Origin of the sequence: Staphylococcus sp. OJ82 (assembly GCF_000294465.1) — a bacterium.
GTDB classification, from domain to species: domain Bacteria; phylum Bacillota; class Bacilli; order Staphylococcales; family Staphylococcaceae; genus Staphylococcus; species Staphylococcus equorum.
This window is the reverse complement of the sequence record NZ_ALPU01000015.1, coordinates 25,665-40,156: the sequence shown is the minus strand read 5'-3', so window position 1 is coordinate 40,156 and position 14,492 is coordinate 25,665. Positions and strand designations below refer to the sequence as shown.

Annotated in this window: 17 protein-coding genes and 1 pseudogene; 10 read left to right on the top strand and 8 right to left on the bottom strand. The window is 30.1% G+C overall.

Annotated elements, in window-relative coordinates:
- The first annotated feature begins 48 nt into the window (after nt 1-48).
- The 8 genes and pseudogenes from SOJ_RS13485 to SOJ_RS13450 all read left to right on the top strand — a co-directional run bounded on the left by SOJ_RS13485 (nt 49) and on the right by SOJ_RS13450 (nt 5,008).
- On the top strand, nt 49-648 hold the full coding sequence (locus tag SOJ_RS13485; protein ID WP_002508686.1) for a recombinase family protein: 600 nt from the start codon (nt 49-51) through the stop codon (nt 646-648).
- Nucleotides 649-708: 60 nt separating this feature from the next.
- Entirely contained in the window at nt 709-1,023 is a 315-nt protein-coding gene (gene arsR / locus SOJ_RS13480; protein WP_002508685.1) for an As(III)-sensing metalloregulatory transcriptional repressor ArsR, read from the top strand.
- Nucleotides 1,020-2,312 (top strand): arsenite efflux transporter membrane subunit ArsB, encoded by a 1,293-nt coding sequence (gene arsB / locus SOJ_RS13475; RefSeq protein WP_169926921.1) that lies wholly within the window; start codon nt 1,020-1,022, stop codon nt 2,310-2,312. Before arsR ends, arsB begins: the two co-directional genes overlap by 4 nt.
- 17 nt (nt 2,313-2,329) lie before the next feature.
- Complete coding sequence (arsC, locus tag SOJ_RS13470) at nt 2,330-2,725, top strand: arsenate reductase (thioredoxin) (RefSeq protein ID WP_002508683.1); 396 nt, start codon at nt 2,330-2,332, stop codon at nt 2,723-2,725.
- Nucleotides 2,726-2,977: 252 nt separating this feature from the next.
- Nucleotides 2,978-3,529 (top strand): recombinase family protein, encoded by a 552-nt coding sequence (locus tag SOJ_RS13465; protein ID WP_002508682.1) that lies wholly within the window; start codon nt 2,978-2,980, stop codon nt 3,527-3,529.
- 24 nt (nt 3,530-3,553) lie between these two features.
- Nucleotides 3,554-3,991 (top strand): annotated as a pseudogene (locus SOJ_RS13460) (LysR substrate-binding domain-containing protein); the annotation flags it as partial.
- A gap of 110 nt (nt 3,992-4,101) precedes the next feature.
- Nucleotides 4,102-4,626: an acyl-CoA thioesterase gene (locus SOJ_RS13455; RefSeq protein ID WP_002508681.1), complete on the top strand. Its 525-nt coding sequence runs from the start codon at nt 4,102-4,104 to the stop codon at nt 4,624-4,626.
- Nucleotides 4,627-4,633: 7 nt separating this feature from the next.
- Nucleotides 4,634-5,008, top strand: coding sequence for a hypothetical protein (locus SOJ_RS13450; protein ID WP_002508680.1), 375 nt, complete (start codon nt 4,634-4,636; stop codon nt 5,006-5,008).
- A 123-nt stretch (nt 5,009-5,131) separates the two neighbouring features.
- On the opposite strand, the gene SOJ_RS13445 is transcribed toward SOJ_RS13450, so the two are convergent.
- Nucleotides 5,132-6,169: a 2,3-butanediol dehydrogenase gene (locus SOJ_RS13445; protein WP_002508679.1), complete on the bottom strand. Its 1,038-nt coding sequence runs from the start codon at nt 6,167-6,169 to the stop codon at nt 5,132-5,134.
- A 915-nt stretch (nt 6,170-7,084) separates the two neighbouring features.
- Nucleotides 7,085-7,294, bottom strand: a complete 210-nt coding sequence (locus tag SOJ_RS13440) for a hypothetical protein (protein WP_002508677.1) — start codon at nt 7,292-7,294, stop codon at nt 7,085-7,087.
- Between the two features lie 241 nt (nt 7,295-7,535).
- Between SOJ_RS13440 and SOJ_RS14270 the strand changes: the two genes are divergently transcribed.
- Nucleotides 7,536-7,712 (top strand): hypothetical protein, encoded by a 177-nt coding sequence (locus SOJ_RS14270; protein ID WP_002508676.1) that lies wholly within the window; start codon nt 7,536-7,538, stop codon nt 7,710-7,712.
- Between the two features lie 141 nt (nt 7,713-7,853).
- Here SOJ_RS14270 and SOJ_RS14485 read toward each other — a convergent pair whose 3' ends face one another.
- On the bottom strand, nt 7,854-7,946 hold the full coding sequence (locus SOJ_RS14485) for a type I toxin-antitoxin system Fst family toxin (RefSeq protein ID WP_107519008.1): 93 nt from the start codon (nt 7,944-7,946) through the stop codon (nt 7,854-7,856).
- Nucleotides 7,947-8,742: 796 nt separating this feature from the next.
- On the bottom strand, nt 8,743-9,537 hold the full coding sequence (locus SOJ_RS13430) for a glycerophosphodiester phosphodiesterase (protein ID WP_002508675.1): 795 nt from the start codon (nt 9,535-9,537) through the stop codon (nt 8,743-8,745).
- Between the two features lie 264 nt (nt 9,538-9,801).
- On the opposite strand from SOJ_RS13430, the gene glpT reads away from it, so the two are divergent.
- A complete protein-coding gene (glpT, locus tag SOJ_RS13425; RefSeq protein WP_176721547.1) occupies nt 9,802-11,157 on the top strand; it encodes a glycerol-3-phosphate transporter in 1,356 nt (451 codons plus the stop codon).
- A gap of 837 nt (nt 11,158-11,994) precedes the next feature.
- Here the strand turns inward: glpT and SOJ_RS13420 are convergent.
- The 4 genes from SOJ_RS13420 to SOJ_RS13400 all read right to left on the bottom strand — a co-directional run bounded on the left by SOJ_RS13420 (nt 11,995) and on the right by SOJ_RS13400 (nt 14,187).
- Nucleotides 11,995-12,339, bottom strand: a complete 345-nt coding sequence (locus SOJ_RS13420; protein ID WP_238536969.1) for an SdpI family protein — start codon at nt 12,337-12,339, stop codon at nt 11,995-11,997.
- A gap of 67 nt (nt 12,340-12,406) precedes the next feature.
- Nucleotides 12,407-13,548 (bottom strand): IS3 family transposase gene (locus tag SOJ_RS13415; protein WP_156789159.1). Its coding sequence is split into 2 segments (ribosomal slippage): nt 12,407-13,278 and nt 13,278-13,548, totalling 1,143 coding nucleotides; the frame shifts between segments, so codons are not numbered across the junction.
- A gap of 82 nt (nt 13,549-13,630) precedes the next feature.
- A complete protein-coding gene (locus tag SOJ_RS13405; protein WP_002508672.1) occupies nt 13,631-13,912 on the bottom strand; it encodes a DUF1648 domain-containing protein in 282 nt (93 codons plus the stop codon).
- A gap of 20 nt (nt 13,913-13,932) precedes the next feature.
- Entirely contained in the window at nt 13,933-14,187 is a 255-nt protein-coding gene (locus tag SOJ_RS13400; protein WP_002508671.1) for an autorepressor SdpR family transcription factor, read from the bottom strand.
- Nucleotides 14,188-14,492 lie beyond the last annotated feature (305 nt).

Sequence of the window (14,492 nt, the reverse complement as noted above, 5' to 3'; positions counted from 1 at the left end):
TGCTGTTTTCGTTTGTATGATTAGGGTGTATGAGAAAGGGTGTTAAAAATGATAGTTGGATATGCAAGAGTTTCGACCATTGATCAAAATTTAGATAGACAAATTGAAAATTTGTACTCTTTTGGTGCTGAGAAAATTTTCACAGAAAAACAATCAGGTAAATCTATAGAAAACAGACCTGTTTTTCAAGAAGTATTAAATTTTTTAAGAATGGGAGATCGTTTGATTGTCGAATCTATTGATAGACTAGGACGAAATTATGATGAAATAATTCAAACAGTTAATTATTTAAAAGATAAAGAAGTTCAATTAATGATAACGAGTTTACCTATGATGAATGAAGTGATTGGAAATCCACTACTAGATAAATTCATGAAAGACTTAATTATCCAAATTTTAGCAATGATTTCAGAACAAGAAAGAAATGAAAGTAAACGTAGACAAGCTCAAGGTATTAAAGTAGCCAAAGAAAAAGGGATATATAAAGGGAGACCTGTTCTGTATTCTCCCAATGCTAAAGACCCACAAAAACGTTTGGTTTATTACCGAGTTGTTGAATTACTTGAACAAGGTAAATCTATAAGTACTATAGCTAAAGAAGTAGGTATTACACGCCAAACTATATATAGAATAAAAAACAGTAGATAAAATAATATAGACATGAATCTATATAGATGTTAATCTATTGAATGTCTAGGAGGTATATTCATGTCTTATAAAGAACTATCAACAATATTAAAAGTTTTATCAGATCCAAGTAGGTTGGAAATACTGGATTTACTATCTTGTGGTGAGTTATGTGCTTGTGACTTGCTAGAGCATTTTCAATTCTCCCAACCTACGCTAAGTCATCATATGAAGTCATTAGTAGATAACGAGTTAGTTACTACACGAAAAAATGGTAATAAACATATGTATCAACTTAATCATGAATTTTTAGATTATATTAATCAAAACTTGAACATTATTAACACATCTAACCAACGCTGCGTATGTAAAAGTATGAAATCAGGTGAGTGTTGATGACAATTTTAGCAATTGTGATTTTTCTTTTAACTTTAATCTTTGTAATATGGCAACCGAAAGGTTTAGATATTGGTATTACAGCTTTAATTGGAGCTGTCGTTGCTATCATTACGGGAGTCGTAAGTTTTTCCGATGTATTAGAAGTAACAGGTATTGTTTGGAATGCTACCTTAACATTTGTAGCTGTTATTCTTATTTCATTAATATTAGATGAGATTGGATTTTTTGAATGGTCTGCGATACATATGGTCAAGGCTTCAAACGGTAATGGATTAAAAATGTTTGTTTTTATCATGATATTAGGGGCAATTGTAGCAGCATTTTTCGCAAATGATGGTGCAGCTTTAATCTTAACTCCTATTGTATTAGCAATGGTAAGAAATCTAGGTTTTAATAAAAAAGTGATTTTTCCTTTTATTATTGCTAGTGGTTTTATTGCTGATACTACATCACTACCTTTAATTGTAAGTAACTTAGTGAATATCGTTTCTGCAGATTACTTCGATATTGGATTTATTGAATATTTTAGTCGCATGATTATTCCCAACATATTCTCTCTGATTGCTAGTATTCTCGTTTTATGGTTATATTTCAGAAAATCTATACCTAAAACGTTCAATACAGAAAATCTTTCAGACCCTAAAAATGTAATCAAAGATCCTAAATTATTTAAGCTTTCATGGATTGTATTAGCAATACTACTTGTGGGATATCTTGTTAGTGAGTTTATACAAATACCTGTATCAATCATTGCTGGTATCATTGCTCTTATCTTTGTAATATTAGCTCGTAAATCTAAAGCAGTTCATACAAAACAAGTAATTAAAGGCGCACCATGGAATATTGTTGTATTTTCTATTGGTATGTACCTTGTTGTGTTTGGACTAAAAAATGTAGGTATTACAACTATTCTTGGGGATATCCTAACAAATATTTCAAGTTATGGGTTATTCAGCAGTATCATGGGTATGGGCTTTATAGCTGCTTTCTTATCTTCAATTATGAACAACATGCCAACTGTTTTAATAGATGCAATAGCGATTGGTCAATCCAGTGCTACAGGAATATTAAAAGAAGGTATGGTTTATGCGAATGTCATAGGTTCTGATTTAGGACCTAAAATTACGCCAATTGGTTCTTTAGCAACATTATTGTGGCTACATGTCTTAACACAAAAAGGTGTGAAGATTTCATGGGGAACATACTTTAAAACTGGAATTATCATTACTATTCCAGTCCTATTTGTAACACTCTTAGGTTTATACCTTACACTAATCATATTTTAAGAAAAGAGGCTTTAATTATGGATAAGAAAACAATTTATTTTATATGCACAGGAAACTCTTGTCGTAGCCAAATGGCTGAAGGTTGGGGAAGGGAAATATTGGGTGAGGATTGGAATGTCTATTCTGCCGGTATTGAAACACATGGTGTTAATCCTAAAGCAATAGAAGCTATGAATGAAGTGGATATTGATATATCAAACCATACGTCAGACTTGATTGATAATGATATTTTAAAACAATCAGATTTGGTCGTAACGTTATGTAGTGATGCAGACGATAATTGTCCTATTTTACCACCAAACGTTAAAAAAGAGCATTGGGGTTTTGATGATCCAGCAGGTAAAGAATGGTCAGAATTCCAGCGTGTTAGAGACGAGATTAAATTAGCTATAGAAAAGTTTAAATTGAGATAATAATAAACACCTCTTATTAACTAAATAAGGGGTGTTTTGCCATTTAAGACGCGAAATTTGTGCCATATAACTCCAAAAATGACATAAGAGGTTTTTCTTGGATATTTAAGTCTATAAACTTGTGTTATAATCAATGTATCATAATTCTCGAAAAACATGAGTTTTCAGACGATGAGAGACGCGCTTATTTGCATCGAGAATTAGATTTCGTTAATAAGTACCCATAAAACGATTAAAAGAGGTGGTATTTAAATGGCTAAAATTGGTTATGCACGTGTATCAACACAAGATCAAAGTCTTGATGGACAGATTGATAAACTTGAGGAATATGGTTGTGAACGTATCTTCAGAGAGAAAGCGAGTGGTCGCAAAACGAAAAGAACGGAACTTGATAAGTGTTTGGATTATTTACGAGAAGGAGATATTCTAGTTATCTATAAACTAGATCGTCTTGGACGTACAACGAAACAATTAATTGAGTTATCTCAATGGTTCGATGAAAACAGCATTGATTTACATATTATTGATATGAATGTATCGACCAAAGATGCAATGGGTAAAATGTTCTTTACCATGATGAGTGCATTTGCTGAACTTGAAGCTAACTTATTAAGTGAACGTACGAAAAAAGGATTAGAAGCAGCACGAGCAAGAGGGCGAAAAGGCGGGAGGCCTTCATTACCTGACCATAAGAAAAGAGAAATTAAGTTTCTATACGATGAACAAAAACTTACAGGAGAAGAAATTGCTAAGCAAACTAGTGTAAGTCGTTCAACGGTATACAGAATAATAAAAAATAATTAGTTTAAACAACTGGTAACGTGAAGAAATAATAAAAACTTTAATAAATTCTCTTTTTTAGAAGAAAAATTAAAATTGGTCGTTCATAAAAAATCATGAATTATCTAAAAAACAACGATTGATATTAAAGATTTAGAAGAACAAGAATTTATTTTATTTAATTCTGATTTCTATTTAAACCATAAAATCAAAAATACATGTAGAAATTATGGCTTTAATCCTAATATGATTTTTAAAACCACTCAATGGAGCTTCACAGAAGAAATATTATTAAATAATCTAGGGATATGTATATTACCCGAAGGAATACTAGACTTATTAGATAATAATTTACAAGTCATCGATATTAATAAACCTTCCATGAAATGGGAACTTACTATTATTTGGAGAAAAGATATTATAGTTGATTCTTTAACAAAAAATTGGATTAAATTTCTCCAAGAAAAATTCTTAATTAACTATTAAATATAAAAGCATTTGAGAAATTTATAGCTATATAAAAAAAGGATATTTTATATTTATACACTCTCGCTCTATAATTAGAACGTAAAACATTATAGAAACGGGAGTTTTTTATGGAAAATTATAAATTTCCTAGTGATAGTAAAATTGTCAGTACGGACCAAGTATTAATTAATGATTTAAACAATTATAATACACTATTTGGGGGGGTGTTAATGAAAAAAATTGATAATAACGCCACACTATCAGCTAGAAGACATGCAAGAGTTAAAGAATGTGTTACAGCTTCTACAGATTCAGTAGAATTTTTATATCCAATCACCCAATCTGATTCAGTTTGTATAGAATCTTATGTAGTTTATACAGGAGAAAAATCTATGGAAATATTTTGTAAAGTCATTTCAGAAGATATGATTACTGCAGAAAGAAAAATTGCTGCTGTAGCTTTTCTTACTTTTGTAGCTTTGGATGAAAAGAAAAAACCAATTAAAATACCCAAAATCTCTCCTCAGTCCAAAGAAGAAAAATTATTATTTATGGATGGCGAAGCAAGAGCTAAAATGCGAAAAATTAAAAGATCACAAACTAAAAATATAATTGACTCTCTTGATATCAATAAGCCATGGGAATTGGAGTAGTGATAAAATGATTAATGAAATGGAAGAATTAAACCAAATTAAGTTAGATTTGAAAAAACTAAGAAACGAATTTCCTAGTATGTATGAAAAGTTAGAATATATAGCTAGTTTGACAAGACAATTAAGTATCCATTATAAATATTTAGGAGCACTTATGTTTTCAGATAACCGTGAAAATATTCAAAATGAGAGACCAATTTTAATAAGAGAATCTGTTTTAAAATTATATGAACAAGAAGTAGCAAAAGTTAAAAAAGATAGTGATTTTGTGTTTTTTAAAGATATGATGTTAAAATTCCAAAATGTGGACTACTCACAAATATTTCTTATCATTTTAGGTGCTGAACCTGGTTTTGTATTTAATAATACAATTATTAAATAATAAGTTCATTAAGAATGCTTAGATTAACAAATTATAAAAATTTAAAAATCACTTGACTAAATAAAACTATATTTTAGCTAATAAAAGAGCCACTCTGATTTAGATTGGCTCTTTTATTAGCTTTTATAACTTAACGAGAATTTTTGCTTGTGATTTATCGTTTACAAGTTGTTTAAATCCTGACTCCACAATATCATCTAACTCTATCTCATCAGTAACGACATCTTTAACTTTTAAATTACCTTCGTTAATTAAATCTATTGTTTGTTGAAATGTAGTAGGTGTATAAGCAATTGTCGAAGTGAGCTTTACACCTGTATTTGTTAATTGCATTGGATTCCATTCAATAGGATGACCAAATATAGACACTATAACGACAGTACCTCTTGCTTTAGTAACGTCTATAGCAGATTTAAGTGTTGGTGCTACACCAGCTACTTCAAATGCTACATCAACTCCATTATCTGTATGTTTATTAATAACATCACTTGGATCTGATTCACCAGAATTTATAGTATGAGTAGCACCAATCGCTTTAGCTTTATTCAATCTTTCTTCTGATAAATCAAAAACAAATATCTTACTTGCACCTGCAGCTTTAGCTGCTATGACTGTTAACAAACCGATTGGCCCTGCACCAAAAATAGCAACAGTGTCGCCAAATAGAACTTCACCTTCTTTAATTGCTTGAACTGCAACAGCCATCGGTTCTACAAGGGCTCCTTCTTTATCAGAAACGTTATCTGGTAATTTATAAACATTCTCTTCTGGGGCGTTTGTAAGTTCTGCAAATCCACCATCAGAACCTAAACCTATAAATGAATAACCATCATAAAGATCAATATTTTCTTCTTTTTCATGATTTGAAACTGTAGGATTAATGACAACACGATCGCCTTTATTAAATTTTGTAACCTTAGAACCAATATCATCTACTACGCCTGCAAATTCGTGGCCTAATGTAACGGGCGCTTTTTGACCAAGTAACGGGTCTGGTTTGTCTGTGGAAATAAATATAGGCCCTTCTAAGTATTCATGTAAATCTGTACCACAAATCCCAGCCCAAGACACTTTAACTTTAACTTCATTATCTTGTAACTCTTTTGATTTTCGGTCTTCAATTCGTACATCTTTTTGACCATACCAAACTGCTGCTTTCATTGATAAAACCTCCTTCTTTTAATTAATTTAATAGTACTCCTCTTAAAAATTACTTTCAAATAAACTAACCTTTTTATATAGTGTTTCTAAATTATTATATGATTAAAGTAACCCCTTAAGATACATTATTTTAAATTGCAATATATTTTAATATCTCTTTAATTAGAGTATGTCACTAGTTTCATCTAACGAATTTAAAACTTCAAGTTATCGCTCTTTTTAGCATAACTAAAAACAAAATAAACATTATTATAATCATATGTATATAGTAAATTCCCAATTTTATTGAACACTCTTCTTCGGAAAAATGCCTATAAGCTTGTTTTTATAAAGCAAAGCAAACTCAATAATTTTAAATACTAAAGGCAATAAAGACGTATCCAGAAAGCTCATCCTTATTAAATGACTAATCTATAAACCCCTTTATACCTGTCAACATTATAGTAATAATGGTTAATACTTTAACAGTTATACTAATAAGATCTTTTTTAATTTCATAGCCCAAGCCTTTAAATTTACATACTATTTCTATATAAATACGAATAATGTTGATAATATCCTTCATATACAAAACCAAATAATAATACAAGTAATAAAACAGCTAAAATAGAGATGAATATTAGACTCATCAATCACCGGACCCTCAATCTATGGCTGGTGAATGGGGGGGCTTTTAATAGTAAGGCTCTGTCGCCTTACTTATTGCGGTTGTTTAGCCAAAACGTAATATTTATAATAATATCCAGAAATTTCTCACATTAGCGTCAATTCTTTGATTATAGTACCCATTAACAAGATTTTATTATTACCTATCTTTTGACTGCAACCCCTGCCCCTTGCTAAAAAAGATAAACATGGACAAGAGGAATACACCTTGTTTTAAACACCCTTTTAGGTGCTTTTTACATACTCATGTCATTTGTCTTCTTGATTAAAAAAAACATCTGCTAATTCTTGCTCTTCATCTGTTTCAATGAAATTCTTATAACGTTTCTTCAAATCCTCTGCGTTTAGAGTTATATCATTTGTATTAAAATATGGGTCGTCATCTGCTAAACTGTTCATCCTTTTGGTTATTTCTTCTTCATTCCAGCCCATCTTTTCTATCTCTTTTTTATAATTCATGTTGTCTCCCTTATTAAAAATGTTTTTAAAATTATAATGTAAATTACGTAGAAAATAACTTCATACAAATTAACAGATGTATAAGTTATAAATTAAATCCGCCTATTTTTAAAACGACGTGCTACTTCATTTTTCTTAATTATACCAAAAATTTTCATTGACACACAAAGACATAAATGAGAGTTTTAAATCTAGCGATATTAGTTATAAATTCTTAGAAACGATCACAAGTTCAAGTAATATGTGTTTACACGACGCTACTTTTAAGAACTTAATAAAAGTAGAAGAATTAGCAAAAGATACTAACAATACTTTTTCTAATTTAAGTGATGAATTCACTGCTGAAGACATAGCGCAAGCTATACTAGTAGTGAATGAATTAGGTGGGGTAAAACCAAGTAAATTGATTTTTATTTAAACTATGTATATTTGTTCTTATTTTGCATTCCTCTCCACTATGATGTTATAATACAAGTAACGAATAGAAAGTCCATAGATATACACCGAGCCCCAACCTATTGCCGTAGGTTGGGGCTCTTTATGTGATATGGATAGTCGCCTATTTATTGCGTTGGTTTAACCAATAGGTAAAACAAGCTACAATACATCCAGTTATCACAGGTGCAATAACCGTTACGAATAAAAAGTCCACAGATGCTCACCTCCTTCCGCCGAAAATACCGCCGGAAGTTAAGGCGACCTCACTATTATACCATCTGTATCTTTTGAAGCATATGTACTTCCGATAAGTTGAATTATGCCAAATTAAGAAAAGAGATATCAAATAGGAAGATAACCCTTGTTATATTTAAAAATAATTAAACTAAGCATTGATATTACTATCAAAAATGAACAAACCTTTATAAATAATTTAAAAGAATAATTATTCTCCACTTCTAATTCTTTAACCCTTTGAATGTAAATATCAACATCTTCTCTAGATCCATATTCTTCATATAAAATCATTGGCTTCTTTCTACTTATTATCATTTTTAACCCCTTTATTAATATTAGATTGTAATCATACTATACACATAACAATATATTTAAACTACTTTTAAATTTTCCAAAGTATATATTTCGAACTTCTTTCTAAAGCATCTTTTAGAAAGAAGTTTTACCGTGAATAGCTATTAGTAACTTATTTATTAATATACTAATCTATTTAGCGAGATAAACATGCAAAGACATATTAGATTTGAGCACTATTTTATAAAGATTAAAATGAATATAAGTACACATCTTTCCTCTTAATATATAAAAAATACATCAGATAAGGCAATAGAGAAAATGTCGAAAATGTTTATTAGTTTTTAAAGAAATATAGAATATTAATGAAAACACAAAGAAAAGTTGAAATGATCATTAGTTTAATTAGACAAATAAAAATAGACCACTCAATTTTGCAATTTTAGCGGTCTAAATAATACATAAATTCTTTATTTTTTCTATAATGTATCATTTGTGTTTTTTAATTTAATATATTTATCAATATAATTTGAAAAGATACCATCAACGCCTATACTCAACATTTTCTTCATATCTTTTTCGGTGTTAACCGTATAAGGATGCACTTTTAAATTATATTGATGTAACTTTTGTACAGTGGCAGAATCCAAATCGCTATATTCTGGAGCTATACCTTTAGCATATAAAGTAATGAATTTTAAATCTTTACCTGTAAATGTTGATAATTTATATTTGTCCACCAGTTGTACTAATGGAATTTGGTTATTCATATTTGCAACCTTCAATAAACTTTCTTGAGAAAATGATTGAATGACAACTTGTCCTTCACTTAAATTTTGTTCATTTAATAAATTATATTTTTTTAAACTATGTAAAAGCTTTTCTTCCATTCCTGGATAAACATCAGGTGATTTTGTTTCTATATAATAATTTGCCTCATCACCATAGCGATTTAATATTTCTTCTAAGGTAGGGATCTTGGCTCCTTTATATTTCTTTTTAGCATACTGTGGATATTTTTTGTTAAACCAACTACCAGCATCCATCTTTTTTAATTCTTCTGTGGTATAATCTTCAACTTTTCCTTTATGACCAGTAGTGCGTTCAACATCTTCATCATGCATTGCAATCAAATTTCCATCTTTCGTCATTTGTAAATCTAACTCAATATAATCCGCATTAAATTCTTCATGAGATTTATCATAAGAAAAAAATGTATGTTCTGGAGCGTAACCACTAGCCCCTCTGTGTGCAATTGAAACGTTTTTATCCAAAACATTATTATCTTTAATTTCTTTTTGGGAAGAAAAGCCACTAGCACTTATAATACTCGTAGTAATAGGTGTTAATACTAATAATAAAACCGCTAAATAGATTACTTTCTTGATATTTATCTTATTCCAACCCCTTTAACATTTTATTTAAGCTTAGCAAAACAAAATTACATTGACAATGCTTAATTATTTGCTTAGACTCAATCTGCAGTTATTATTTCATAAATCTTATATAAAATTTATTGTTAAGGAGGGATTATTATGTTGAATTTCTTAAAACCAGCTAAACAGATCGATCCATTGCCATCAGAGAAAGTCGATGATACATATAAAAAATTACGCTTCCAAGTATTTTTAGGTATTTTTATGGGTTATGCCGGTTATTATTTACTAAGAAAAAACTTTTCTTTAGCTATGCCTTCATTAATTGAACAAGGATTTAGTAAAGGAGAACTTGGTATTGCATTATCTGCTATTTCTATTGCTTATGGTTTTAGTAAATTCGTAATGGGAACTGTGAGCGATCGAAGTAACGCTAGAACGTTTTTAACCTTAGGTTTAATACTGACAGCAATCGTAAATTTATTACTCGGTTTTGTTCCGTTTTTCACATCTAGTATTACCATCATGTTTATCATGCTATTCCTAAACGGATGGTTTCAAGGTATGGGGTGGCCGCCTTCAGGACGCGTCTTAGTTCACTGGTATAGTGTAAGTGAACGTGGCAGTAAAACGTCTATTTGGAACGTGGCTCATAATGTTGGTGGCGGCTTAATGGCTCCAATTGCAACATGGGGTATTTCTATGACTGCCTTATATAATTTTGGATATTTAAAAGGTTTCGAAGGTGTATTCATTTATCCAGCAATACTCGCTATCATAATCGCTATTATTGCCTATTGTTTAATTCGGGACACACCTCAATCACAAGGTTTACCACCTATTGAAAAATACAAAAACGATTACTCAACTTCATCTAAAGAAACGCTTGAAACAGAATTGACCACAAAGGAAATCTTATTTAAATATGTACTTAATAACAAATGGATATGGGCAATCGCGTTTGCAAATATTTTTGTTTATTTCGTACGTTACGGCATTTTAGATTGGGCGCCAACATACTTAAGTGAAGAAAAACAATTTGATTTAAACGCTTCAGGATGGGCTTATTTCTTATATGAATGGGCTGGAATACCTGGTACTCTACTCTGTGGTTACTTATCAGACAAACTTTTTAAAGGCCGTCGTGGCCCAGCTGGTTTTTTCTTTATGCTAGGCGTAACAATATTTATATTAATATATTGGTTAAACCCACCTGGAAATCCATGGTTGGATAATGTTTCTTTAATCGCTATTGGATTCCTAATATACGGTCCTGTAATGTTAATTGGGTTACAAGCCTTAGATTATGTGCCTAAAAAAGCCGCAGGTACTGCAGCTGGATTGACAGGACTATTCGGTTATCTGTTTGGCGCAGTTATGGCTAATGTTGTATTAGGTTTCATAGTTCAGCAATTTGGATGGGACGTTGGTTTTATTTTACTAACAGTGATTAGTATATTAGCAATGTTAAGTTTCATTTTAACTTGGAACAAACGAGGACAAGAACAAATTGACTAACATAATTTTGCATTCCTACCAATTATAGTGCTATAATGCAATTAACAAAGATTATCAGGCATGTATGCACCAAATCCCCTTACTATGGCCGTAGTAAGGGGATTTTTGGTGTGACTAGTCGCCTATTCGTCATTACGCCTGAGAGATAGGCGACTCCATTATTATACCATCTGTAAATATATAAGCATATGCACTTCCGATAAGTTGAACTATGTTAATTAAACCTCCAAACTAATAATACAAATTGCTAATATAAAAAGTTTGAAAACCAACGTTAATAAAAAATATCAAGATTGAAAAGATACAAAAAATTGCTATAAAAAGGAATCTTTTAGGATTCTTCCGGAATTCTAAAGATTCCCATCCTGTATAGATACCTTTACAACAGCTTTTATAGAAAATCGTGAACAGTTTCACAATGCCATTTAATGACACTTTACTTTTTCAATTTATTTTTGTCCTTAATTTACTATAAGTGTTGTTATAGCAATATTTATATAAATGAAAATTAAGTATGCAAAACCCTAGCTATGCTAGGTGCCATGTAAATGGCATTGTTCACCCTTATCCTGTTGTCTAGGAATCCCAAAAGATTCCCCTACACTTTAATGGTTCATAAACATAAGTCAGTTTGTACCTTTAAGTTCTATTTTATTAAGTTATTTATGTCGCTTAAATCAAAATAAGTTTATACAAATATGACACTAATCAAAAATATTAAAGGGATTTTAAAACAATAATATATAAACACTTTGCTTTTTACGTTCTATTAAATGAACACTCTTTACGCTTTTATTTACTAACTAAATTATCCTCATATATCTTTTCAAATTAACATTAAACTACTTTCTGATACATATAATATGAATAAGCGAGTGGTAATAGAACCAAGATAATACATAAACTAATAGTAATAATTGAACTAATTATATTGAATATACCTAATAATAATAAAACAAAACCTACAACGATATAAATACGTGAACTAAACCTTTGTGTCTTCTTCCAAACTATTTCATTACTTCTAGCCCATTTATTTTTAATACCAAACAAACCATTTCTAGGTGCTGTAGGCAAATAATTTCCTACAATCATAAGTAAAATACCTACAAAAATAGGAACTAAAAACTCTACTGATATAGATTGTCCTAATGCACTAAGAATCATCACAACTGAAATCAAATATATAAACCCATGGATTAAAGGGCACTGAACCCTTAAAATGGGAACTTAATAAAAACACTATTTTCTAGGATGCTAATTTCCTGAACTCTATAGGAGATAAGTAGCCTAGTTTTTGTTGAATTCTTACTTTATTATAGTTTTCAATGTAATTTTCGACAATATCTATTACAATGTTATTAGAGCTCTTGAGCTCTTTATTTAAGTAGAATGTTTCACACTTTAGCGAGGAATGGAAACATTCAATTGGGGCATTATCAGCTGGCGTTCCCTTACGGGACATGCTTCTGGTAATGCTTTTTTCTTCGCATAATTTATAATATTCATACGATGTGTAAACACTTCCTTGATCGCTATGAAGTATACAACTATCTGGAATTTCTAATTGGTTCAAAGTCTCGTTCACTAAATTTTGATTCTGGTGATTATCTATAGTATAAGCAACTATTTCCCCGTTATAGACATCCATAATTGACGATAGATACAACATTGTATTACCGAAAGGTAAATAAGTAATATCTGTTACAAGTACTTCTAATGGACGATTTGCATTAAAATTCCTCTGTAACAAATTGCCTGTTTTATAGAATGGATTACCTGGTTTTTTAGATTTTTTAGGTTTAACCCTACAATTCAATTCGTTTTCTTGCATAAGCCTTTGCACTTTCTTGTGATTAATTTTTTCCTTACTAAATTTATTTAATTCAGCAGTCACTTTTCTATAACCATAGGTATATTTGTGCTTATGACAAATCGATTTAATTGCTTCTAATTCCGAATTTGTTTCATGTTTTTTACATTTCCAGCGATAATAGGTAGATTTGGGTATGTTAAATACCTCTAATATCATTTTAACTGTATATTTTGATTCTAATGCTTCAACCACTTGTATTATTATTTTGGGCGACACTCCCTTTCCAATTCCTTGTACTTTTTTAAAATTTCTAATTCTGCGTTTTTTCTTTTATTCTCCAATTTTAATTGTTCAATTTCTGAAAGTTCTTCTAATCCCTTTCCGTAGGAATATTGTTTTCCAACTTGTTGATGAAATCTATAATGTTCACCATTTTGGTACCATTTCCACCAAGTTTTCACTTGTGATCTATTTCTAATGTTTAATGTATTCATAATTTCTTTTGCACTATATCCCTCAATTTTCATTTCAATAGCTTTATTTTTGGTTTCTAGTGAATAAGTAACTCTTTTCATAGAAAAACACCTCCGTATAAATTCATTTTAGTATGAATTCAACGAAAGTGTTTTTATTTTATTCCCACAATTGGGGGTCAGTTCATAAAGGGTTAAGTAATTGATTTAAGAACTTTACATTAGAAAATTTTGTTTGATTTTGATCTCTATAAATTTTAATGTTCGTTATTATGTAACAAAAAATCATAATCCCAATCATTATAATGAAGGCTAAAAATTTATTAGCCGACCAATTTACATCTCCATTTGAATTGTATTGCATTGGAATAGAATTAGGTAAAAATGGTAATGCAATTAACCACGTTATAATTGCTAAAATGATTATAACTAAACTTATTTTTGACTGCCTCAATACTTCTTTCAAATACGTTTCCTCCTTAGTTATTATTTATTAAACTGAACAATCCATTTAATAACTTCTTCAAAAACAGATAAATTCAAGTGATAATAAATATACTTACCTTGTCTTTCTGAATAAATTAAATCATTGAATTTCAGTACTTTTAAATGTTGAGATACACTAGCTTGGCTCATATCAAATTGGTTAGCAATTTCACTTGCAGTTAGTCTATTATCCTTAAGCATTTCTAAAATATCTCTTCTCGTTTTATCTGATAATGCTTTGAAAACATCCCTCATAAATCCCACCTTCGACCTTTCATTTAATCATTTAAGTATATACTTAAATGATAGTTCTCATTTTTATTATTGTCAAATACATACTTGAAATAAACATATATGTAATCCCCTCATTGATCGATGTAAATAGTACTATTTTTTTGTTTTTACTATGTTGCACAATGTGTGCACCAACACCATATATAGGTACAACATGATGTGCAACAACACTATATATTGGTGCAACAACCTGTGCAACAAAGAAAAAAAGTGATGGCACTGGGTTAATCTTTAAACCCTTGATATGTCTGGCTTCGCCAGACCCA

Excerpts from the sequence above, each read along its gene's own strand:
- SOJ_RS13400 (WP_002508671.1), bottom strand. The coding sequence starts at position 14,187 with ATGAGGGATGTTTTCAAAGCATTATCAGATAAAACGAGAAGAGATATT.
- arsC (WP_002508683.1), top strand. The coding sequence starts at position 2,330 with ATGGATAAGAAAACAATTTATTTTATATGCACAGGAAACTCTTGTCGT.
- SOJ_RS14270 (WP_002508676.1), top strand. The coding sequence starts at position 7,536 with ATGTGTTTACACGACGCTACTTTTAAGAACTTAATAAAAGTAGAAGAA.
- SOJ_RS13450 (WP_002508680.1), top strand. The coding sequence starts at position 4,634 with ATGATTAATGAAATGGAAGAATTAAACCAAATTAAGTTAGATTTGAAA.
- SOJ_RS13440 (WP_002508677.1), bottom strand. The coding sequence starts at position 7,294 with ATGAATTATAAAAAAGAGATAGAAAAGATGGGCTGGAATGAAGAAGAA.
- SOJ_RS13485 (WP_002508686.1), top strand. The coding sequence starts at position 49 with ATGATAGTTGGATATGCAAGAGTTTCGACCATTGATCAAAATTTAGAT.
- arsR (WP_002508685.1), top strand. The coding sequence starts at position 709 with ATGTCTTATAAAGAACTATCAACAATATTAAAAGTTTTATCAGATCCA.
- SOJ_RS13455 (WP_002508681.1), top strand. The coding sequence starts at position 4,102 with ATGGAAAATTATAAATTTCCTAGTGATAGTAAAATTGTCAGTACGGAC.
- SOJ_RS13465 (WP_002508682.1), top strand. The coding sequence starts at position 2,978 with ATGGCTAAAATTGGTTATGCACGTGTATCAACACAAGATCAAAGTCTT.
- SOJ_RS13445 (WP_002508679.1), bottom strand. The coding sequence starts at position 6,169 with ATGAAAGCAGCAGTTTGGTATGGTCAAAAAGATGTACGAATTGAAGAC.